At 65.8% G+C, this 19,829-nt stretch carries 23 protein-coding genes and 1 other RNA gene; 19 read left to right on the top strand and 5 right to left on the bottom strand.

The window, feature by feature from the left end:
* Positions 1 to 46: 46 nt before the first annotated feature.
* From recR to alaS, 3 genes are all read left to right on the top strand, one after another.
* The gene (gene recR / locus P0Y64_16210; GenBank protein WEK45090.1) at positions 47 to 643 is read left to right on the top strand and encodes a recombination mediator RecR; all 597 of its coding nucleotides are present in this window, start codon (positions 47 to 49) and stop codon (positions 641 to 643) included.
* 31 nt (positions 644 to 674) lie between these two features.
* A complete protein-coding gene (gene def, locus P0Y64_16205; GenBank protein WEK42869.1) occupies positions 675 to 1,214 on the top strand; it encodes a peptide deformylase in 540 nt (179 codons plus the stop codon).
* Positions 1,215 to 1,277: 63 nt separating this feature from the next.
* Positions 1,278 to 3,941, top strand: coding sequence for an alanine--tRNA ligase (alaS, locus tag P0Y64_16200; GenBank protein ID WEK42868.1), 2,664 nt, complete (start codon positions 1,278 to 1,280; stop codon positions 3,939 to 3,941).
* Positions 3,942 to 3,984: 43 nt separating this feature from the next.
* Here alaS and P0Y64_16195 read toward each other — a convergent pair whose 3' ends face one another.
* Positions 3,985 to 4,521 (bottom strand): hypothetical protein, encoded by a 537-nt coding sequence (locus P0Y64_16195; GenBank protein ID WEK42867.1) that lies wholly within the window; start codon positions 4,519 to 4,521, stop codon positions 3,985 to 3,987.
* 160 nt (positions 4,522 to 4,681) lie between these two features.
* Between P0Y64_16195 and P0Y64_16190 the strand changes: the two genes are divergently transcribed.
* Entirely contained in the window at positions 4,682 to 5,386 is a 705-nt protein-coding gene (locus tag P0Y64_16190; protein ID WEK42866.1) for a glutathione S-transferase N-terminal domain-containing protein, read from the top strand.
* A 54-nt stretch (positions 5,387 to 5,440) separates the two neighbouring features.
* On the opposite strand, the gene P0Y64_16185 is transcribed toward P0Y64_16190, so the two are convergent.
* Positions 5,441 to 5,851, bottom strand: coding sequence for a hypothetical protein (locus P0Y64_16185; GenBank protein ID WEK42865.1), 411 nt, complete (start codon positions 5,849 to 5,851; stop codon positions 5,441 to 5,443).
* An 85-nt stretch (positions 5,852 to 5,936) separates the two neighbouring features.
* On the opposite strand from P0Y64_16185, the gene radA reads away from it, so the two are divergent.
* From radA to P0Y64_16160, 5 genes are read left to right on the top strand one after another with little or no spacing between them, the layout of a single operon-like run.
* Complete coding sequence (gene radA / locus P0Y64_16180; GenBank protein WEK42864.1) at positions 5,937 to 7,310, top strand: DNA repair protein RadA; 1,374 nt, start codon at positions 5,937 to 5,939, stop codon at positions 7,308 to 7,310.
* A 35-nt stretch (positions 7,311 to 7,345) separates the two neighbouring features.
* The gene (locus P0Y64_16175) at positions 7,346 to 7,915 is read left to right on the top strand and encodes a CvpA family protein (protein ID WEK42863.1); all 570 of its coding nucleotides are present in this window, start codon (positions 7,346 to 7,348) and stop codon (positions 7,913 to 7,915) included.
* The gene (locus P0Y64_16170) at positions 7,912 to 8,340 is read left to right on the top strand and encodes an iron-sulfur cluster assembly scaffold protein (protein ID WEK42862.1); all 429 of its coding nucleotides are present in this window, start codon (positions 7,912 to 7,914) and stop codon (positions 8,338 to 8,340) included. The genes P0Y64_16175 and P0Y64_16170 overlap by 4 nt, the downstream gene beginning before the upstream one ends.
* Positions 8,337 to 10,100 carry a cation:proton antiporter gene (locus tag P0Y64_16165; protein ID WEK42861.1) on the top strand — a complete coding sequence of 588 codons (1,764 nt, stop codon included), beginning with the start codon at positions 8,337 to 8,339 and terminating at the stop codon, positions 10,098 to 10,100. The genes P0Y64_16170 and P0Y64_16165 overlap by 4 nt, the downstream gene beginning before the upstream one ends.
* Positions 10,097 to 10,429, top strand: coding sequence for a DUF423 domain-containing protein (locus P0Y64_16160; GenBank protein ID WEK42860.1), 333 nt, complete (start codon positions 10,097 to 10,099; stop codon positions 10,427 to 10,429). The genes P0Y64_16165 and P0Y64_16160 overlap by 4 nt, the downstream gene beginning before the upstream one ends.
* A 7-nt stretch (positions 10,430 to 10,436) precedes the next feature.
* On the opposite strand, the gene aroB is transcribed toward P0Y64_16160, so the two are convergent.
* Entirely contained in the window at positions 10,437 to 11,531 is a 1,095-nt protein-coding gene (gene aroB / locus P0Y64_16155) for a 3-dehydroquinate synthase (protein ID WEK42859.1), read from the bottom strand.
* Positions 11,528 to 12,070, bottom strand: a complete 543-nt coding sequence (locus tag P0Y64_16150; protein WEK45089.1) for a shikimate kinase — start codon at positions 12,068 to 12,070, stop codon at positions 11,528 to 11,530. Before P0Y64_16150 ends, aroB begins: the two co-directional genes overlap by 4 nt.
* Before the next feature lie 79 nt (positions 12,071 to 12,149).
* On the opposite strand from P0Y64_16150, the gene P0Y64_16145 reads away from it, so the two are divergent.
* From P0Y64_16145 to P0Y64_16125, 5 genes are read left to right on the top strand one after another with little or no spacing between them, the layout of a single operon-like run.
* The gene (locus P0Y64_16145) at positions 12,150 to 12,287 is read left to right on the top strand and encodes a hypothetical protein (protein WEK42858.1); all 138 of its coding nucleotides are present in this window, start codon (positions 12,150 to 12,152) and stop codon (positions 12,285 to 12,287) included.
* Positions 12,268 to 14,052, top strand: a complete 1,785-nt coding sequence (locus P0Y64_16140) for a hypothetical protein (protein WEK42857.1) — start codon at positions 12,268 to 12,270, stop codon at positions 14,050 to 14,052. Before P0Y64_16145 ends, P0Y64_16140 begins: the two co-directional genes overlap by 20 nt.
* Before the next feature lie 11 nt (positions 14,053 to 14,063).
* On the top strand, positions 14,064 to 14,963 hold the full coding sequence (locus P0Y64_16135; GenBank protein WEK42856.1) for a tyrosine recombinase: 900 nt from the start codon (positions 14,064 to 14,066) through the stop codon (positions 14,961 to 14,963).
* A gap of 9 nt (positions 14,964 to 14,972) precedes the next feature.
* On the top strand, positions 14,973 to 15,923 hold the full coding sequence (locus tag P0Y64_16130; GenBank protein ID WEK42855.1) for an acetyl-CoA carboxylase carboxyltransferase subunit alpha: 951 nt from the start codon (positions 14,973 to 14,975) through the stop codon (positions 15,921 to 15,923).
* A 13-nt stretch (positions 15,924 to 15,936) separates the two neighbouring features.
* Positions 15,937 to 16,125 carry a hypothetical protein gene (locus tag P0Y64_16125; protein ID WEK42854.1) on the top strand — a complete coding sequence of 63 codons (189 nt, stop codon included), beginning with the start codon at positions 15,937 to 15,939 and terminating at the stop codon, positions 16,123 to 16,125.
* A 39-nt stretch (positions 16,126 to 16,164) separates the two neighbouring features.
* On the opposite strand, the gene P0Y64_16120 is transcribed toward P0Y64_16125, so the two are convergent.
* Positions 16,165 to 16,821 (bottom strand): alpha/beta hydrolase, encoded by a 657-nt coding sequence (locus P0Y64_16120; protein WEK42853.1) that lies wholly within the window; start codon positions 16,819 to 16,821, stop codon positions 16,165 to 16,167.
* A gap of 97 nt (positions 16,822 to 16,918) precedes the next feature.
* Between P0Y64_16120 and P0Y64_16115 the strand changes: the two genes are divergently transcribed.
* The 5 genes from P0Y64_16115 (at position 16,919) to ffs (ending at position 19,813) form a co-directional block, all read left to right on the top strand.
* Positions 16,919 to 17,980 (top strand): aminotransferase class V-fold PLP-dependent enzyme, encoded by a 1,062-nt coding sequence (locus P0Y64_16115; protein WEK42852.1) that lies wholly within the window; start codon positions 16,919 to 16,921, stop codon positions 17,978 to 17,980.
* The gene (locus P0Y64_16110) at positions 17,977 to 19,047 is read left to right on the top strand and encodes a cysteine desulfurase family protein (protein ID WEK42851.1); all 1,071 of its coding nucleotides are present in this window, start codon (positions 17,977 to 17,979) and stop codon (positions 19,045 to 19,047) included. The genes P0Y64_16115 and P0Y64_16110 overlap by 4 nt, the downstream gene beginning before the upstream one ends.
* A complete protein-coding gene (locus tag P0Y64_16105; GenBank protein WEK42850.1) occupies positions 19,044 to 19,379 on the top strand; it encodes a 2Fe-2S iron-sulfur cluster-binding protein in 336 nt (111 codons plus the stop codon). Before P0Y64_16110 ends, P0Y64_16105 begins: the two co-directional genes overlap by 4 nt.
* Before the next feature lie 43 nt (positions 19,380 to 19,422).
* A complete protein-coding gene (locus tag P0Y64_16100) occupies positions 19,423 to 19,677 on the top strand; it encodes a hypothetical protein (GenBank protein WEK42849.1) in 255 nt (84 codons plus the stop codon).
* 38 nt (positions 19,678 to 19,715) lie between these two features.
* Positions 19,716 to 19,813: signal recognition particle sRNA small type (ffs, locus tag P0Y64_16095), an RNA gene on the top strand.
* Positions 19,814 to 19,829: the final 16 nt, after the last annotated feature.

The raw sequence follows: 19,829 nt of genomic DNA, 5'->3' as shown, positions 1-19,829 counted from the left end.
TCGACACGCTGGCGGCGCGGCGCGCAACCCCCTATCTGTTCCGCTTATGGCATCGCAGGAGATCGAAGCGCTGACGAGCGCGCTGGCACGGCTTCCCGGTTTGGGGCCGCGGTCGGCGCGTCGTGCCGTGCTGCATCTGGTCAAGAAACGCGAAACAGCGCTGGTGCCGCTGCTCGCCGCGCTGACGCGGGTGGAGGAGCGGCTCGCGACCTGCTCGGTCTGCGGCAATGTGGATACCACCGATCCGTGCGCGATCTGCGCCGATCCGCGCCGCGATGCGCGGGCTTTGTGCGTGGTGGAAGAGGTGGCGGACCTGTGGGCGCTGGAGCGCTCGCGGCTGTTTCCGGGGCAGTTCCACGTGCTCGGTGGCCGGCTCTCGGCGCTCGAAGGGGTAAGGCCGGAGGACCTCTCGATCGATTCGCTTATCCGCCGGATCGAGGCTGGCGGCGTCGATGAGGTGGTGCTGGCGATGAATGCCACGCTGGAAGGGCAGACGACCGCGCATTACCTCGCTGAGCGAATCGAGCGCTTCCCGGTGCGGGTGACGCAGCTCGCGCATGGCCTGCCGGTGGGCGGCGAGCTGGATTATCTCGATGAGGGCACATTGGCGCAGGCGTTGCGCGCGCGTCGCCCGGTCGCTTGACGCCCGCCGTCGGCGCTCCTAGCTCACATCCATGTCCGTAATGCCTATCGTCGAGATTCCCGATCCCCGTCTGCGTCTGGTCTGTGAACCGGTGGAGGCGGTGGACGATGATGTCCGCACGCTCGTCGCCGATATGTTCGACACCATGTATGCCGCGCACGGCATCGGCCTCGCCGCGAGCCAGGTCGGCGTGATCCGTCGCGTGATGGTGGTCGATCTTCAGGAGCGCGAGACCGAGGAAGAAGACGCCAAGCCGGAGGCGAAGCGCGATCCCCGCGCGTTCATCAACCCGGAAATCCTGTCGGTCAGCGACGAAATGTCGACCTACAGCGAGGGGTGTCTCTCGATTCCCGAGCAATATGCCGAGGTGGAGCGCCCCGCGCGCTGCCGCGTAAAATGGCTCGACGAAAATGGCGCGCCGCATGAGGAGGAATTCTCCGGCCTGATGGCGACATGCGTGCAGCATGAGATCGACCATCTGAACGGCGTGCTGTTTATCGACCATATCTCGCGCCTGAAGCGCCAGATGCTGGTCAAGAAACTCGAGAAGGCGCGCAAGGCCGCCGCGTGAATCCTTCGCATAGGCGTATTTGTCTCACTTGAGCGTTCTGTCATGCTCGCCTAAGTCGCGGGCATGACATCGACCAACGACATCCGCCGCGCGTTTCTCGACTATTTCGGCAGCAACGGCCATCAGATCGTGCCGTCCGCTCCGCTCGTGCCCCAGAATGACCCGACGCTGATGTTCGTCAACGCCGGGATGGTGCCGTTCAAGAACGTGTTCACCGGGCTGGAGACACGGCCTTATTCCACCGCGACCTCATCGCAAAAATGCGTCCGCGCTGGTGGCAAGCACAATGATCTCGATAACGTCGGCTATACCGCGCGGCACCATACGTTCTTTGAAATGCTGGGGAATTTTTCCTTTGGCGACTATTTCAAGGAACAGGCGATCACCCACGCCTGGACGTTGCTGACCCGGGATTTCGGGCTGGATGTCGATCGCCTGCTAGTGACGGTCTATCACACCGACGATCAGGCTTTCGATCTGTGGAAGAAGATCGCGGGCCTGCCCGATCACAAGATCATCCGTATCCCGACCAAGGATAATTTCTGGGCGATGGGATCGGACGGCCCGTGCGGCCCGTGTTCGGAGATCTTCTACGATCATGGCGAGCACATCCCCGGCGGCCCCCCCGGATCGCCCGACGAGGATGGCGATCGTTTCGTCGAGATCTGGAACCTCGTGTTCATGCAGCACCTGCAGGAGGCCGATCAGATCATCGGCGATCTGCCCAAGCCGTCGATCGACACCGGCATGGGGCTGGAGCGCATCGCGGCGGTGATGCAGGGCGTCCACGACAATTATGATACGGATACGTTCAAGGCGCTGATCGCCGCGTCGGGCGCGCTGACGCATACGCCGACCGATGGCGAGATGAAGGCGAGCCACCGCGTGATCGCCGATCACTTGCGCTGCTCGGGCTTCCTCGTTGCCGATGGCGTGCTGCCGGCGAACGACGGGCGCGGTTATGTCCTGCGCCGCATCATGCGTCGCGCGATGCGCCACGCCCATCTGCTCGGCGCGAAAGATCCGCTGATGCACCGGCTGGTGCCCGCGCTGGTCGCTGAGATGGGCGCGGCCTATCCCGAACTGGTCCGTGCACAGCCGCTGATCGAGGCGACATTGCAACAGGAGGAAACGCGTTTCCGCCAGACGCTCGACAAGGGGCTGAAGCTGCTCGATGAGGCCACCACCGGCATGAAGCCGGGCGACGTGCTGCCGGGCGAGACCGCGTTTCGCCTCTATGACACTTTTGGCTTCCCTTACGATCTGACCGAAGACGCGTTGCGCGCGCAGGATCTGTCGGTCGATCGCGCCGGTTTCGACAGCGCGATGGCCGAGCAGAAGCGTGCCGCTCGTGCCGCATGGAAGGGGTCCGGGGCGAAGGCGTCGGATGAGCTCTGGTTCGATCTCGTTGAGGAACTAGGCGCGACGGAGTTCACGGGTTACGCGAATGATACTGGCGAAGGCATTGTTCTTGCGCTGATAAAGGATGGCGTGCGCGTCGATCGGGCTGGCGCGGGTGATGCGGTGGATATCATCGTCAACCAGACGCCTTTCTATGGCGAGAGCGGTGGCCAGGTCGGCGATCTGGGCAATATCACGGGCGATCACGGCTTCGCGGCCGGCGTTTCCGACACCTCGAAGCAGCTCGGCAAATTGTTCGTCCACCATGCGAAGGTCGATGCGGGCGAGGTGAAGGTCGGTGATCCGGTGCGCCTCGCGATCGACGTTCAGCGTCGCGGCGCGATTCGCGCCAATCACTCCGCCACCCATTTGCTTCACGAGGCGCTGCGTCAGCGGCTCGGCACGCATGTCGCGCAGAAAGGCTCGCTCGTCGCGCCGGACCGGCTGCGTTTCGACGTATCGCATCCGGTCGCGATGACGGCCGCCGAAATTGCCGATACCGAGGCCGCCGTAAACGCGATGGTGCGCCAGAACGGCCCGGTGACGACGCGTGTGATGACGCCTGACGAGGCGATCGAAATGGGCGCGATGGCGTTGTTCGGCGAAAAATATGGCGACGAGGTCCGCGTTGTGTCGATGGGCACCGAGGACGGCGACAAAATCTATTCGCTCGAATTGTGCGGCGGCACCCACGTCAATGCGCTCGGCGATATCGGATTGTTCAAGGTCGTGAGCGAAGGTGCGGTTTCCTCTGGCGTTCGGCGCGTGGAGGCGCTGACCGGGGAGGCGGCGCGCGCGTGGTTCGTGCAACGCGACGAGAAACTGCGCGAGGCTGCGTCTGCGCTCAAAACCACGCCGGATGAAGTGCCCGCGCGCGTCGTATCGCTGATCGAGGAGCGCAAACGGCTGGAGCGCGAACTGGCCGAGGCGAAGAAAGCGCTCGCAATGGGCGGCGGCGGCGCTGCCGCGCCAGCGCAGGCCGAACAGGCGGGTGGCGTGGCGTTCATCGGGCAGGTGCTCGACGGCTTCGAGGCCAAGGGGCTGCGCGGCGCCGTGGATGAAACGAAGCAGCGGCTCGGTTCAGGGGTGGCGGTGCTGGTGGCGATCAACGATGGCCGCGCCTCGGTTGCCGTGGGCGTGACGGATGATCTTGTCGCGACGTTTAGCGCGGTCGAACTGGTGAAGAGTGCGGTCGCCGCACTCGGCGGGCAGGGCGGTGGAGGCCGTCCCGATATGGCACAAGGTGGCGGCCCGGATGCGGCGAAAGCGCAAGATGCGGTTGCGGCGGTGCGCGCCGCGCTCGAGACCGCCCCAGCGGCAGCCTGATCGAAAGGCTCGCCCCGGTGCTGCCGGGGCGAGCCGTTTTCGGTTACTGCTTGGGAGCCGCGCCCTTGATCGCTTCAGCCAATTGCTGGGCGGTCAGGCCGATCGTTATCCCTTTCGCGCCCGGGCCAAAGCCGGCAATCGGGAGCCGCGCATCGCCTTGCGATGCGGTGAGCGTAACGAACTCGGCATCGACTTCCTTGATCTTGCCGACTTCCGTACCGCCGCTGCCATAAACGACCGCGCCGGGGACTAGCTTGGCCTTGAATTCGGCCGAGTTCGGCTGCTGTTGAGAGGCAGCGGCTTCGAGCTGGGCCTTGGTCATGCCGAGCGTCGGACCCTTGGGGCTCGTGCCGAACGCGGTGAGTGCCAACGCTGCCTTTACGGTCCCTGTGTCCACCACGGCGTTCGTGCCGTCGTTCGATGCGATGGTGCCGACCACGTCGCCCTGTGCATCATAAACGGTTGCCCCGGCCGCTACGGCGTGAGGTGCGCTGGCGGCAGGCGCCGGTGCTGCGGTCTGCGCGAGCGCGGGGCTGGCAAGCATGGCGCTCGCTGCGATCAAAAACACCTTACGATACATATTCACTCCTCGGTTCTATCTTAGGACAACGATCCTGCCTCAAGCCGGGTCCGCAAGCCTTGGGCGACGGGCGGAGCCGGGAAGGGGATGAAAAGCTGGTTGAACCGGGCGATCGCGTGCCTACTTGCAAGGCGTCTCTATTCTCGCCGGAGCATTCAGGATGCGTGACCTTTCCGCCTTTCCGATCACACAACGTTGGCCCGCGACAGACCCCGATCGTGTTCAGCTCTATTCGCTGCCGACGCCCAATGGCGTGAAGGTTTCGATCATGCTGGAAGAGACCGGGCTACCCTATGAGCCACACCTGATCGATTTTGGGAAGAATGATCAAAAAACACCTGAATTTCTGACGTTAAACCCGAATGGGAAGATCCCGGCAATCATTGATCCAAATGGCCCCGGCGGCCGCCCCATAGGCTTGTTCGAAAGTGGTGCGATCCTGCTCTACATCGCCGAAAAGACCGGTAAATTCATTCCCTCCGACCCGGCCGCGCGCTGGCAGGCCGTGCAGTGGGTGATGTTCCAGATGGGGGGCGTCGGGCCGATGTTCGGGCAACTGGGTTTCTTCAACAAATTCGCCGGCAGGGAATGGGAGGATAAGCGCCCCCTCCAGCGTTACGCAGATGAGGCGAAGCGTTTGCTAAGCGTGATGAATGAGGCGCTGAACGGGAAAAGCTGGTTTCTTGGCGACGAATATACGATCGCGGATATTTCGATGCTCGGCTGGGTGCGCAACCTCATCACATTCTATGAGGCGCGCGAGGTGGTCGAGTTCGACAATTACGGCAATGTCGCTGCATGGCTGGAGCGCGGGCTGGCGCGCCCGGCGGTGCAGCGCGGGCTGACGATACCCGCGCGCGAATGAGCGCAAAGGGCTGATAACGGCTACGATGTTTCCGCCGGCCTATTCCGGCGATACTTATGTTGGCGTGGCGATCGCCCATTTGATCCCTTCGAGCGCCACCACGCGTCGATTGACACATATCGGCGCCGCCATCAGGCGCATCCATCGCGGCGCAGCCCCGTCGGCCGGCGCGATCTCGACATCGACGGTGAACCCGCGCCGATGAGAGATTGCGTGGGCGCGCAATTCCTCCATCACGTCACGCGACCGTCCGATATAGCGGTCCGCGGTCGTCCGGCGTGCGATAACCTCACCGACCGGAAAGCCGAACAGCGCGTAAATCTCCGGCTCCCACGTCAATTCCTCGGTTGCGAGATCGCAGGACCATTGGCCGCCCGGTTCGCCCCGCTCCAAGCGCATGCTGTTGAATCGAGAACGGCGCTCGGTCAGCGGCCAGCTATGATAAAGTGGCACAGGATCGATCATGCGCATCGCATCGTCTCTCGCCTGCAAAAGTTAACGACCTGTCACCGCTGTTCCCCTATCGTTCCGCTGATGCTACCGATGGGCGATGGCCAAGATCCAGAAGCGTTTCGTTTGTCAGTCGTGCGGCTCCGTCACGTCGCGGTGGCAGGGGCAATGCCTCGATTGTTCCGAATGGAATACGATCGTCGAAGAAACGCCGGCGATCGTTACGCCGTTTCAGGCGAAGCATAATCTGCAAGGCGGCGGCCGATCGATTACGTTGGTCGGGCTGGACGCGGAAGTCGCGCTGCCCGCGCGGCTGGAGAGCGGCATCGCGGAGCTTGATCGCGCGCTGGGCGGCGGGTTCGTTGAGGGCTCCGCCACGCTGATCGGTGGCGATCCGGGGATCGGCAAATCGACGCTCCTGCTGCAAGCGGCGGCGAAGATGGCGCTTGCGGGCGCGCATGTTGCCTATGTCTCCGGTGAAGAGGCGGCGGATCAGGTGCGATTGCGGGCGCGTCGACTCGGGCTGGGCAGTGCCCCGGTGCAACTTGCCGCCGCCACATCCGTCCGCGATATCCTGACGACATTGGGACAGGAACGCCCGCCCGCGCTGCTCATCATCGATTCGATTCAGACGATGCACTCCGATCTGATCGAAGGCGCGCCGGGGACGGTCAGCCAGGTCCGCGCCTCCGCCCAGGAACTGATTCGTTTCGCGAAGGAGCGCGGCACCGCGCTCGTGCTGGTCGGCCATGTTACCAAGGACGGCACGATCGCTGGCCCCCGTGTGCTGGAGCATATGGTCGACACCGTGCTCGCCTTCGAAGGTGAGCGCAGCCATCAATATCGCATCCTGCGCGCGATCAAGAACCGGTTCGGCGGTACCGACGAGATCGGCGTATTCTCGATGCAAACGGAGGGGCTGGCGGAGGTTTCGAACCCATCCGCTTTGTTCCTCACGCAGCGCGAGCAAGGGGTGACCGGCACCACCGTTTTCCCCGCCCTCGAAGGCACTCGGCCGGTGCTGGTTGAGATACAGGCGCTGGTCGTGCGGCTGGCGAGCGGGGCGACGCCGCGCCGCGCTGTGGTCGGCTGGGATTCGGGGCGACTGGCGATGATCCTTGCCGTGCTGGAGGCGCGGTGCGGCTTGAGTTTCTCTTCCGCGGAGGTCTATCTGAACATCGCCGGTGGCTATCGGGTGCAGGATCCGGCGGCTGATCTGGCGGTCGCGGCGGCGCTCGTTTCCGCGTTGAGCGAGCGGCCCGTGCCGGCGGAGGCGGTGGCGTTTGGCGAAATCGCGCTGTCTGGCGAGATACGCTCGGTCGCGCATGCCGCGCTGCGCCTGAAGGAAGCGGGAAAACTGGGGTTCGAACGCGCGCTGGTGCCGGTGGCGATCGCGCGCGAGAAAAGCGATTTGCAACTCGCCGGCTTCCGGACGCTAGGGCAATTCGTTGACCATATGCTGGGGCGCGGGTAGCGGCTCATGCGCACCCTATTCTCGAAGCGGACCCAATGAACCTCAACGGCGTTGATATCCTCGTTCTGATCGCGGTGGGGGGAAGCGCCCTGCTCGGCATCAAACGTGGCTTCGTAACGGAGGTGCTCGCGCTGTTCGCATGGGTCGCGATGATTTTCGCGCTGAAGCTCTTCCATCTTCCTCTGGCGAAGGTGCTGACAGGGCTGATCGGCACGCAATCGGGCGCGGCGGTGCTGGCATTCGCGGTGCTGGCGGGGCTGACTTATTTTCTTGGGCGCGTCGTGGCGAACGCGATCGGGGCGCGGGTGCGGACCTCGGTGATCGGGCCGATCGACCGCGCGCTCGGTTTTGGTTTTGGCGCGCTCAAGGGCCTGATCCTGTCGAGCCTCGCCTTTCTCCTGATCGTGCTCGTGCTCGATACGATCGGCGGCGGCCCGACGCACCGTCCGGCGTGGCTCGCGCAGGCGCGCACTTATCCGCTGCTCAACGCGACCAGCGCGGGGATCGCCGATTTCGTGGATCGCCGCCGCCGCGGCGAGGCGGTTTTCGGGGGCTTGCTCCCCGCGGCGGAGAACGCGAGCGCCGCGAAGGACGGCAGCCCTTGAACGCTCCGCTCTACAATGAACGCATTCTCCGGCTGACCACGCAGGTGCCGGATCGCCGGCTCGATGCGCCAATGGCAACGAGCGAAAAACGCTCCCCGATCTGCGGCAGCCGCGTGACGGTGGACGTCAATCTTGGCGCGGACGGACGGGTCAGCGAGATCGGGATGCTGGTTCGCGCCTGTGCGCTGGGGCAGGCTTCGTCAGCGCTGCTTGCGGCCAATGTCGTCGGTCGTTCGCCCGAGGAGCTTCGCATCGCGCGTGACGGGCTGACCGCGTGGCTGGCGGGAGCGGGCGCGTTGCCGGATTGGCCCGGCATCGACGTGTTCATCCCGGCGCTGAGCTATCCCGCGCGTCATCCGTCGATTCGCCTCGCGTTCGAGGCGGCGGCGGAGGCAGCCGAACAGGCGAGAGAAACACCGCAATGAGCGACCCCGGCGCGACGACCTCGCTGTTGCGCGATGGCTTCATCCTGCTGGGGGCCGGGCTTGGCTTCGTGTTGCTTTTCCGTCGGTTGCGGCTGGGTGCGACACTGGGCTTTCTCGTCGCGGGCGCGGTGGTCGGGCCGCAATTGCTGGGACTTGTCGGGGATGCCGAATCCAAGCTGGGCATTGCCGAGCTGGGCATCACCTTGCTGCTGTTCATCGTCGGGCTGGAACTGAACCCAGCGCGACTGTGGCGGATGAAGCAGGATATCTTCGGGCTCGGGCTGATCCAGGTCGTGGTGTGCGGGATCGCGATCAGCGCCATCATCGCGGTGTTCGCGCATTTCTCGATCCCCGCCGCGCTCGCGCTCGGGCTGCCGCTGGCGCTTTCATCGACGGCGCAGGTGTTGCCGATGCTGCAATCGGCGGGACGGCTGCGCACACCGTTTGGCGAGCGCGCATTCTCGATCCTGCTGTTCCAGGATCTGTCGATCATCCCGCTCATCACGATCATCGCCGCGATGAGCCGCAATCCGGCGGATACCGGCGGCCCGCCGGGCTGGCTGCTGGCGATCTACACCATCGGTGCGGTGGTCGGTCTGATCGCGGCCGGTCGCTTCATCCTGCGGCCGCTGTTTCGCGGCATCGGTAATCTGGGCGAGCGCGAGATGTTCGTGTTCGCCGCATTGTTCACCGTGATCGCCAGCGCGGCGCTGATGGAAGCGCTTGGCCTCTCCACCGCGCTGGGCGCGTTCGTGGCCGGTGTGATGCTGGCGGACAGCCCGTATCGGCATGAGTTGGAGGCGGATGTCGAGCCGTTCCGCTCGATCCTGCTCGGCCTGTTTTTCTTGACGATCGGGATGATGCTCAATCTCCACGCGATCGCCGAACGGCCGCTGTTCGTGGCGGCGATGGCGGCCGCGCTGATCGCGACGAAAACGCTGGTGATCTTCCTGATCGCGCTGGCTTTCCGCATGAACTGGCGCGGTGCGCTGGCGCTGGGCGTGCTGCTCAGCCAGGGCGGCGAATTCGGCTTCGTGCTGTTCGCGCAGGCGACCAATGCCTATCTCATCGCGCCGGACGCGGCATCGCTGTTCGGCGCGATCATCACGCTGTCGATGGCGACCACGCCGTTCCTGATGATGGCCACACGGCGCCTGCGTGAGCAGCCCGTCAGCGGCGATCAGGAACGGGAGGGGCCGAGCGCGGACGGCGCCAACGCATTGGTGGTCGGCTATGGTCGCTTCGGCCAGACGGTCGGACAGATCCTGCTGGCGAGCGAAATCCCGGTCACCTTGATCGATACCGATATCGAGATGATCGATATCGCCGCCGAATTCGGCGCCAAGGTCTATTATGGCGACGGCACGCGCATCGACGTGTTGCGACAGGCGGGCGCGGCAGAGGCCGAACTGATCATGTTCTGCATCGATGGAGATCAGATTTCGCCCGATATCATGGAGGGCGTGCATGAGGCGTTCCCCAATGCCGCGATTTACGTTCGCGCGTATGATCGCCGGGCGCTGGTGAAGCTCAAGGCCGGCCCAGCCGCGCTTGTGGTGCGTGAGGTGCTGGAATCCGCGGTGAAGATGGCGCGAAGCGCGCTGCACGGCCTCGGCGTCGATCAGACCAATATCGATCGTGCGGAGGAAATGTACCGTGCGCGCGACAAGGAACGGCTGCGTATCCAGATCGAGGCGGGCGATGCCCGTGTGGCGCGCGCGCTGACCGCGCAGCAGGTGCCATGGGGGACCAACAAATGAATCTGCTGATGATCCTTGCGGCGCTATCCGGCGCGATGGCGGTGGGCGCTGGCGCGTTCGGCGCGCATGGCGCGAGCGGCACCGCGGCGGAATGGCTCAAGACGGGCGCACATTACCAGCTGATCCACGCGGTGGCGGCGCTGGTCGCGCTGCGACTGGAGATGCGCGGGCCGGCATGGCTGTTCATTGTCGGGGGCGGGCTGTTTGCTGCGACGCTCTATCTGATGGCGATCGGCGCGCCGCGCTGGTTCGGCGCGATCACGCCGATCGGCGGCGTGTTGCTGATCGGCGGCTGGCTATGGCTCGCGTGGAGCGGCTTGCGCGGTTGATGCGGCATCAGCGCGCCGCGAGGAACGCCTCGACCGCGCCCAGATCGACGTCGCGATCGAGATAGGTTTCCCCGATCCCGCGCGCGAGCAGGAACGGAATGCGTCCGGCGCTCGCCTTCTTGTCATGGCGCATATGTTCGACCAGCCGGGCGGCGGGCGCATCGATCCCGGCGGCGGCAAGGCCATCGGGCAGGCCGCTCGCCCGCCAATGCGCCGCGACGCGCTCGGCATCTGTCGCGGTGCAGAACCCCTGCGTAGCGGAAAAGCCGAACGCCAGCGCACAGCCCGCCGCGACTCCTTCGCCGTGCAGCAGCCGGTCGGAAAAGCCGGCTTCCGCCTCCAGCGCATGGCCGAAGGTGTGGCCGAGGTTGAGCAAGGCGCGCCGGCCGGAGGTTTCGAACTCGTCGTCGCCGACGATCCGCGCCTTGGCGGCGACGGAGTGGGTGATGGCATAGGTGCGCGCTGCCGCATCGCCCGCGAGCAGCTTCGCGCCATTCGCCTCGCACCAGCCGAAGAAATCGGGGTCGTCGATCAGCCCGTATTTCACTACCTCGGCATAGCCGGCGCGGACTTGCCGCGCGGGCAACGTATCGAGCACGTCCGGATCGATCAGCACCATCTTTGGCTGGTGGAACGCGCCGACCAGATTTTTGCCCGCGCGCGTGTTGATCCCGGTCTTGCCGCCGACCGACGAGTCGACCTGTGCGAGTAAGGTGGTCGGCACCTGCACGAAGCGGCAGCCGCGCTTCAGGATCGCGGTGGCGAAACCGACAAGATCGCCGATCACCCCGCCGCCCAGCGCGACGACATGATCCCCGCGCTCCACGCCGAGATCGAGCAGCCGATCGGTGAGCGCCTCAAGCGTCGTCCAGCTTTTCGATCCTTCGCCAGCGGGAAGCACGATCGATTCGCTCCGCAACCCCGCCGCGTCGAGCGAGCCGCGCAGCGTGGCGAGATGCGGCGCGACATTCTCATCCGCGACGATCACGATCGGGCGGCCGCGTGCGATCGGCGCGAGATGCTCGCCGGCGCGGGCGAGCAGCCCGGATTCGATAATCACCGGATAGCTGCGCGCACCCAATTCGACTTTCACCACGCTCACTTGCCGATCGCCTCCAATATCGCCCGCACCGTCATGTCATGGGGCACGTTGTTGCTCGGCACCCGGACAGGCGCCTGAGCGTAGAGCGGGTTGCGGATCGCCGCCAATTCTCTCAGCACCGTTTCGGGGTCCTTTCCCGTCAACAGCGGGCGATGGTCGCGCTTGCGCACCCGTTCCACCAGCACATCGATCGACGCGTCGAGCCACACCGTCAGCGCCTCAGCCAGAATCAGTGCGCGGGTTTCATCGTTGACGAAGGCCCCGCCGCCGGTCGCGATCACCTTGGGCGCGCCGTCCATCAGTCGCGCGATCACGCGGCGTTCGCCGGCGCGGAAATATGGCTCGCCATATTGCGCGAACATCTCGGCGATGGTCATCCCCGCCGCCTGTTCGATCTCATTATCCGCATCGACGAAGGGCAGGCCGAGCCGGATCGCCAGTCGCCGCCCGACGGTGGATTTGCCAGCGCCCATCAGCCCCACCAGCACGATCGGCTGACCGGTCCAGACATGGGAAGCGGGGGCGGGGCTTTGCAACATCGTCAGCGCGGCTATACAGCGCAGCGGCGCGGTGACCATAGTTGAGTGGTCGGGTTCTCGCGACGGACAGGATGGTTTGATGTCTCGGTTGATCGTCTCGCTGGTGGTGCTGCTGCTGATCGTGATCGGCGCACTGTTTTTCTTCGCCGGTCGGGCGGGTGAAAAACCGACGACCCGGATCGAAAAGGCGGTCGAGCTTGGCAATCTCGCGGGTTAAGGTCGCCGCGGCCGCGCTGACGGCCGCCACGCTCGCCGCTGCTGCGGTCGCCCAGAGCAACAAATCCCCCGAATCGCTGCTGCCGCCCGGTTTCGGCGAGCCGGTCGCGCAGCCTAGTGCCGCGCCGCAGACTGGCGCGCCGGCGCCCGCTGCTCCCGCCGCGCCGGCCTCAGTCGCACAGCCGGTTCCGCTCGGTCTGCCCGACAATGGCGTCTTGCCAACGCCGACCCCAAGCGCGACGCCGACGCCCGATGCGGCGACGCTAGCGCAATATGAGATGCCCGCCTTCGCGCGCCGTTCGCTCGCGCTGATTGGCCCGACCGGCACCGCGGAGGGCGGCTTCGCCCATGATGCGTGGGGCAATGCCGACGGACGGTTCCTTGAGGTGCTGATGCGGCGGCTTTCCGCTCCGCTCCCCTCACGCTGGCTGTCGATCGCGCTACGCCGCGCGCTGGTTTCGCAAACGGATACGCCATACGGGCTGAACGGCGCGGATTTCGCGGCGGAGCGCGCATGGCTGCTGCTGCGCATGGGTGAATCGGTTTCGGCGCGCGCGGTCGTGCAGTCGGTCGATATCGGCAATGCGACGCCCAAGCTGCGTGACGTGTGGATGCAGGCGGCGCTGGCGAATGCCGATCCCGGCGCGTTATGCCCGCTGACCGACGCCGCGCTGCGCAATGACAACCAGCCGGGCTGGGTGCTTGCGCAGGCGATGTGCGCCGCGCTCGTCGGTGAGCCGGGCGAGGCGCAGCCGCTGATCGCGGAGGCACGCCGCGCGCGTGTGGCGAGCGGCATCGACCTGCAACTCGCGCAGAAGGTTATCGGCGCGGGCGCGGATAGCCGTCAGGCGATCACGATCGAGTGGACGCCCGTCGTCCAGCTCAACGCCTGGCGTTTTGGCCTCGCTACCGCCACCGGCATCGCGGTGCCCGATTCGCTTTACGACACCGTGGGGCCCCAGGTGACCGGGTGGCGCGCGCTCGCGCCCGCGATCCCGCTTGCAGACCGCGCCGCCCCGGGCGAGCGCGCGGCGGCAATGGGGGTGCTGTCCAACCTCGCGCTGGTCGATCTCTATGGCGCGATCGATGCGGCGGATGACATGCCGGCGGCGCTCTCCGCCACCGCATCGGATCTGCGTAGCGCCTATGCCGGCGCGGACGTGCCGACCCGCCTTGGCGCGCTTCGCCAATTATGGGAGGGCGCGGCTGACGCGCAGGGCAAATATGCCCGCCTGATTCTCACCGCGCGCGCCGCCGCGCGGGTCCGTCCGGGCGATGGCAAAGGCGAAGCGGATCGCATCATCGCCGCGATGCTGTCGGCGGGTATGGACCGCACCGCGATGCGCTGGCGCGACACCGTGGCACAGGGGACGGACGGCTGGGCTATGCTGATGCTCGCTGATCCGGATGCCGCCAGCAGGATCGGCTATGGGCAGGTTTCGGGCTATGCCAGCGCGCGCAAACAGCAGTTGTTCTTCGCGGGGCTCGCTGGCCTTGGTCGGCTCACCGCGAGCGACATCGAGCGCGGGGCGCAGGAACTGAACGTCAAGATCGGGGTCGATAATGCGTGGACCCGCGCACTCGATCGCGCCACCCGTGAACGCCAGCCGGCGACCGTTCTGCTGCTGGCCGCTGCGGGCATGCAGACCGGCGACTGGCGCGGTGTGCCGCCAGACATGCTCTATCGCATCATCACCGCGCTACGCGTCGTCGGGTTGGGCGGCGAGGCACGGATGATCGCGGTAGAGGCGCTGACCCGCATCTGACGCGCATCGGGATGGATGCCGATCGCGCCCTGATCGATCGCTTTCTGGAGATGATGGCCGCGCAGGCCGGGGCCGCGCGCAACACCATCGCGGCCTATCGAAGCGACCTTTCACTCGCCTCGGAGGTGCTGGGCGGTGATCTGGCGTCTGCTGACGGGGCGGCGCTGGCCCGGCTGGGGGAAAGCTGGCTGCCGCTGTCGCGGGCGAGCGTGGCGCGCAAATCAGCGGCGCTGCGGCGTTTCTACGCGTTCCTCGTCGATGAAGGGATGCGGAGCGACGATCCGGGCGTTGCGCTGCCTCGTCCCGGCGCCCGTCGCGCGCTGCCGAAAACGCTTTCCCATGCTGATATCGATCGGCTGTTCGAGACTGTCTCCGCGAGACTGGCGCGCAATCCGCCCGATCCGAACGACAGCCGGATGGAGGCGTTGCTCGAACTGCTCTATGGCTCCGGCCTGCGCGCGACCGAACTCGTTTCATTGCCCCGCAACGCGATCCAGCCGGATCGCCCGTTCCTGATCCTGCGCGGCAAGGGCGGGCGCGAGCGGCTGGTGCCGGTTTCCGATCGCGCGCGCGCTGCGGTGGCGCGGTGGCGCGAGCATGTCGCGGCGGATCGGACGTTCCTGTTCCCGTCGGGCAAGGGGCATTTATCGCGCGTCAGGCTCTATCAATTGATTCGCGCGCTTGCCGCCAATGCCGGCATTCCGCCGGATCGCATCAGCCCGCATGTGCTCCGCCACGCCTTCGCGACTCACCTGCTGGAAGGGGGCGCGGATTTACGCGCGCTCCAGTCGATGCTGGGCCATGCGGACATCGCCACGACCGAAATTTATACCCATGTCGACAGCCGCCGGCTGGTCGAACTGGTCAATGAACGCCATCCGCTCGTTGACGTGGCGAAGCGCTCGCCCTAGCGCGCACGGATGCCGACTTTCCTCGATTTCGAGAAGCCGATCGCCGAACTACAAGCGCGAATCGACGAACTACGTGAGACGGGCGCCGATGGCGGCGTCGATATCAACGCGGAGGTCGCCAAATTACAGGCGAAATCCGATAAGCTGTTGCGCGACACGTTCGCGAAGCTGACGGCCTGGCAGAAAACCCAGATCGCCCGTCATCCCGAACGGCCGCACTTCAAGGATTATGTCGCCGGGTTGTTCGACGAGTTCGTTCCGCTCGCCGGCGATCGGGGTTTCTCCGACGATCAGGCGATCCTTGGCGGCTTCGCCACCTTCCGTGGACGGCGCGTGCTCGTTCTCGGCCACGAAAAGGGTGACGACACGGCATCGCGGCTGCGTCACAATTTCGGGATGGGTAAACCCGAGGGCTATCGCAAGGCCGTGCGCCTGATGGAGCTGGCGGACCGATTCGGGCTTCCCGTGGTCACGCTGGTCGATACGTCCGGCGCATTCCCCGGCCTTCAGGCGGAGGAGCGCGGACAGGCCGAAGCGATCGCACGCTCGACAGAGGCGAGCCTCGCGCTCGGCGTCCCGATGGTCGCGGCGGTGGTGGGCGAGGGCGGCTCCGGCGGCGCGGTCGCGCTTGCCAGCGGCAATCGCGTGCTGATGTTCGAGCACGCGGTCTATTCGGTCATCTCGCCTGAGGGCTGCGCTTCGATCCTGTGGCGGACCGCCGACAAGGCGCCCGAAGCGGCTGAGGCAATGAAGGTGACGGCGCAGGATCTGAAAGCGCTCGGCGTGATCGACGGCATCGTGCCGGAGCCGATCGGCGGCGCGCATCGCGATCGGGCGGCGGCGATCGCCGCATTGGGCGATGCGATCGAGCGTTCGCTCAACGAATTGGTGTCGCTCTCGCCGGATGCGCTGCGCAAGGATCGTCGCGCGAAGTTCCTGGCGATGGGGCGGGTGAACTGATCCGTCGCGGATCATGAACGACGTGCTGCTTAATATCGCGCAGGCTGCGCCGGCGATCGGGATGATCGGCGCGTTCGCCTGCCTGATCGGCGGGCTCTATCTGGTGAGCAAGGGGCGGGATCGGCGCAAAGGCACGTTGCTGCTGATCATGGCGGCGGTGCTGATCGCCAACGTCCTGATCTGGACGCTTCCCTCGGCCTAGAAAAAAAGGGCGCCCGTTGCGGAGCGCCCTTTTTGTCGTTCAGCGGATCGGCGAATCCGGCGCGAGCCGCATATCGAGATAATTGTCGACCGACTTCATCAGGTCGTCCATCTCATGCTCGAAGAAGTGGTTCGCGCGCGGGATCACGTCATGGTGGATCGTGATATGCCGCTGCGTGCGGAGCTTATCGACCAGCTTCTGCGTCGCGCCCGGCGTCGCCACCTCATCCTGCTCGCCCTGAATGATGATCCCTGAAGAGGGGCAGGGTGCGAGGAAGGTGAAATCATAAAGGTTGGCGGGCGGCGCGACCGAGATGAAGCCGCGAATCTCCGGGCGGCGCATCAGGAGTTGCATCCCGATCCACGCGCCGAACGAAAAGCCCGCGATCCAGGTGGTCGAGGCTTCCGGGTGGAAGCTCTGCACCCAGTCGAGCGCGCTCGCCGCATCGGAAAGCTCGCCGATGCCGTTATCGAACGTGCCCTGGCTCTTGCCGACGCCGCGGAAGTTGAAGCGCAGCGTGGCGAATCCGCGCCGCTGGAACGTCTTGTAGAGCGCCTGCACGATATGATTGTTCATCGTGCCGCCCGCATTGGGATGCGGGTGCAGGATCATCGCGACCGGCGCGCGCGGCTTGGGAGCGGGGACGAAACGTCCCTCTAGACGGCCTTCGGGGCCGGGGAAGATCACTTCAGGCATTGTTTCTCGTTCTTTGGGGGCGCGGGTGTAGCGCCGTGCGATGCGCGCTATATAGGACACGCCACCGGATTTGGAACGAGTTTTGCCGGAACAAGCTGTGCAGCCGCGTCTATATCTCGATCATGCCGCCACCACGCCGATGACGGCAGGGGCGGTTGCCGCCGTTGCGCGCGGGCAGGGGATGTGGGCGAACCCGTCTTCTCCGCATGCTGAGGGGCGCGCCGCGCGTGCCGCGCTGGAGGAAGCGCGGGCCGCGATCGCCGCCGCTTATGCCTGGCGACACGAGACCCTGCTGACCAGCGGCGCGAGCGAATCGCTCGAAGTCGCGCTGGGCCGCACCTTCATCGAGCGGCGGATCGTGTCGGCGGTGGAGCATGATGCCGCAATCCGCGCCGGCGGATCGGCGCTTGTCGCAGCGGTGAACGCGGATGGGGCGATCGACCTCGCCGCTTTGTCGGAAATGGTTGCGGAGGCGCCCGCGCTGGTCTGCCTGCAATGGTGCAACAGCGAAACCGGCGTGCGCCAGCCGATCGCGGCGGCGGCGGAGATCATTCATTCGGCCGGTGGATTGCTGCTGGTCGACGCGGCGCAGATGCCTTCGTCCGGCGAGCTTGCCGAATATGCCGATTTCGTTGCGCTCTCCGCTCATAAGCGCGGCGGGCCGCCGGGGATCGGTGCGCTATTGGTGCGCGACCTCGCGACGCTCCGGCCGACCGGCGGACAGGAGCGTGGATATCGTCCCGGCACGGAAAATCTTCCGGCCGCGCTTGGCTATGCTGCCGCGCTGGCTGAACCAGAGCCGGATCATACGGAACTGCGCGCGCGCCTCGACGACGCCGTCCGTCGCTCAGGCGGGATCGTGGTCGGAGAGCGATCGACACGTCACCCCGCGATCGGCAGCTATCGCCTTCCCGGCCTCGCCGCGACCGCGCAACTGATCCGTTTCGATCTCGCGGGCATTGCGGTGTCGGCGGGCAGCGCCTGCGCCAGCGGCAGCATGAAGCCGAGCCATGTGCTCCGCGCGATGGGGTGGAGCGAGGAGGAGACTCGCGAAGTCGTCCGCATCAGCTTCGGCCGTACCACCACGGGCGCTGATGTCGATCGCTTCATTTCCGCCTGGCGCGACGTGGCGCGGCATGCGCGGCGACTCGCTGCATGATCTATCTCGATTATCAGGCGACCACGCCGCTTGCGCCCGAAGCGTTCGAGGCGATGGTGCCGTGGCTGCGTGACGATCACGCCAATCCGCATTCCGCTCATTCCGCTGGTCGCAAGGCGAAGGCGTCGATCGAGGTGGCGCGCGCGCAGGTGTCGGCGCTGCTGCCGAAGGGTGGTCGCGTGGTCTTCACCTCCGGCGCCACCGAGGCGTTGAACTGGGCGATCAAGGGCGTCGGCGGCCCGATCGTGACGATCGCGACCGAGCATGCGGCGGTGCTCGACACCGCGCGAGCGGCCGGCGAATCGCGGATCGTGCCGGTCGATCGCGAGGGGCTGGTCGATCGCGCCGCGCTGGCCGGGGCGCTCCGGGGGGCGGCGTTGGTCGCCACCATGCTGGTCAACAACGAGATTGGCGTGATCCAGCCGATTGCAGAGATCGCCACGCAAGCCCGTGGCGCCGGCGCGCTGATGCTGTGCGACGCGGTGCAGGGTTATGGCCGCGTCGCCATTCCCGACGGCTGCGACGTGATCGCGCTTTCCGCGCATAAGATCCACGGGCCGAAGGGCGTCGGCGCATTGTGGATTCGCGATGGCGTGACGCTGACGCCGCTGCTCCACGGCGGGGATCAGGAGGGCGGGCGCTCGGGAACGCTCAGCCCGGCGCTATGCGTCGGCTTTGGTGTCGCCGCGCGGCTGATGGCCGAACGAGCGGAACAGGATCGCGCGCATATTGAGCGGCTCTGGTCGCTGGCGGCCGAGCGGCTGACCGGCTGGGCGGTTAACGGCTCGTCGAGCCAGCGCTATCACGGCAATCTCAATGTGCGCCGTGCGGGTGTGGATGTGAATCGACTGATGTCCGATTGTCGCGATATCGCTTTCTCCGCCGGATCGGCCTGCGCCAGTGGCTCCGGGCGACCCAGCCATGTGCTGAAGGCGATCGGATTGACCGATGCTGAGGCACGCGGCTCGATCCGTCTCGGCTTCGGACGCTATACGACGGAGCACGAACTGGACGCCGCGATCGCTCGGATCGTGGCGGCGGCCGATGCGCAAAGGATCGCGGCATGACGATGAAAGTGCGATTCGTGGCCACCGACGGCACTGTCAGTGAAGTCGCGGCGGCGGTCGGCGAAAGCCTGCTTGAGGTGGGGCAGCGCAACGGTCAGCCGTTGGAGGGGACGTGTGAAGGACAGATGGCCTGCGCCACCTGCCACGTCATCGTCGATGCGGCGGATTTCGATCGTCTCCCCCCGGCGAGCGAGGATGAAGAGGATATGCTCGATCTCGCTTACGATGCGACGCGTACCAGCCGTCTGTCGTGCCAGATTGTCCTTTCCGAAACGCTCGACGGCCTGACTGTGAGATTACCGACGGGTTCACGGAACATGCAGGGGCGATAAGCCAATATCCAGCTCATGTGAGAGATGAGTAGGAGTGAGCCACATGAACAAGATGATCCTCGGCCTCGCCGGCATGATGGCGGTGACCGCATTCGTGCCCAGTGTCGCTCAGGCGCAGGATTGGCGCGGTAACGGCTATTACAAGAACCATGATCGCCACTGGCGCGGCGATAACGGTCGTCACCGTGGATGGGATCGCGGCCACGGCTGGAATCGCGGGCCGAAATGGCGTCGCGTGTGCGAGTGGCGCGGCCATTATAACCGTCATCGCGTGTGTTATCGCGTTCGTGGCTGGTAACACGGCTTGAACACGCCGCCCGGCTCCGCCATATGGCGCGCGGGAGTCGGGCGGACGTGGTCGTCGCCAACCTGGTCAGATCCTGACGGAAGCAGCCACAACGATTTCGCCGCGGGTCGTTCCGGCTCCCACCGCTCGCTGTCGATGCAGCT

It is taken from the genome of Candidatus Sphingomonas colombiensis, from assembly GCA_029202845.1.
Classification (GTDB): domain Bacteria; phylum Pseudomonadota; class Alphaproteobacteria; order Sphingomonadales; family Sphingomonadaceae; genus Sphingomonas; species Sphingomonas colombiensis.
This window is presented reverse-complemented; position numbering and strand designations above follow the sequence as displayed.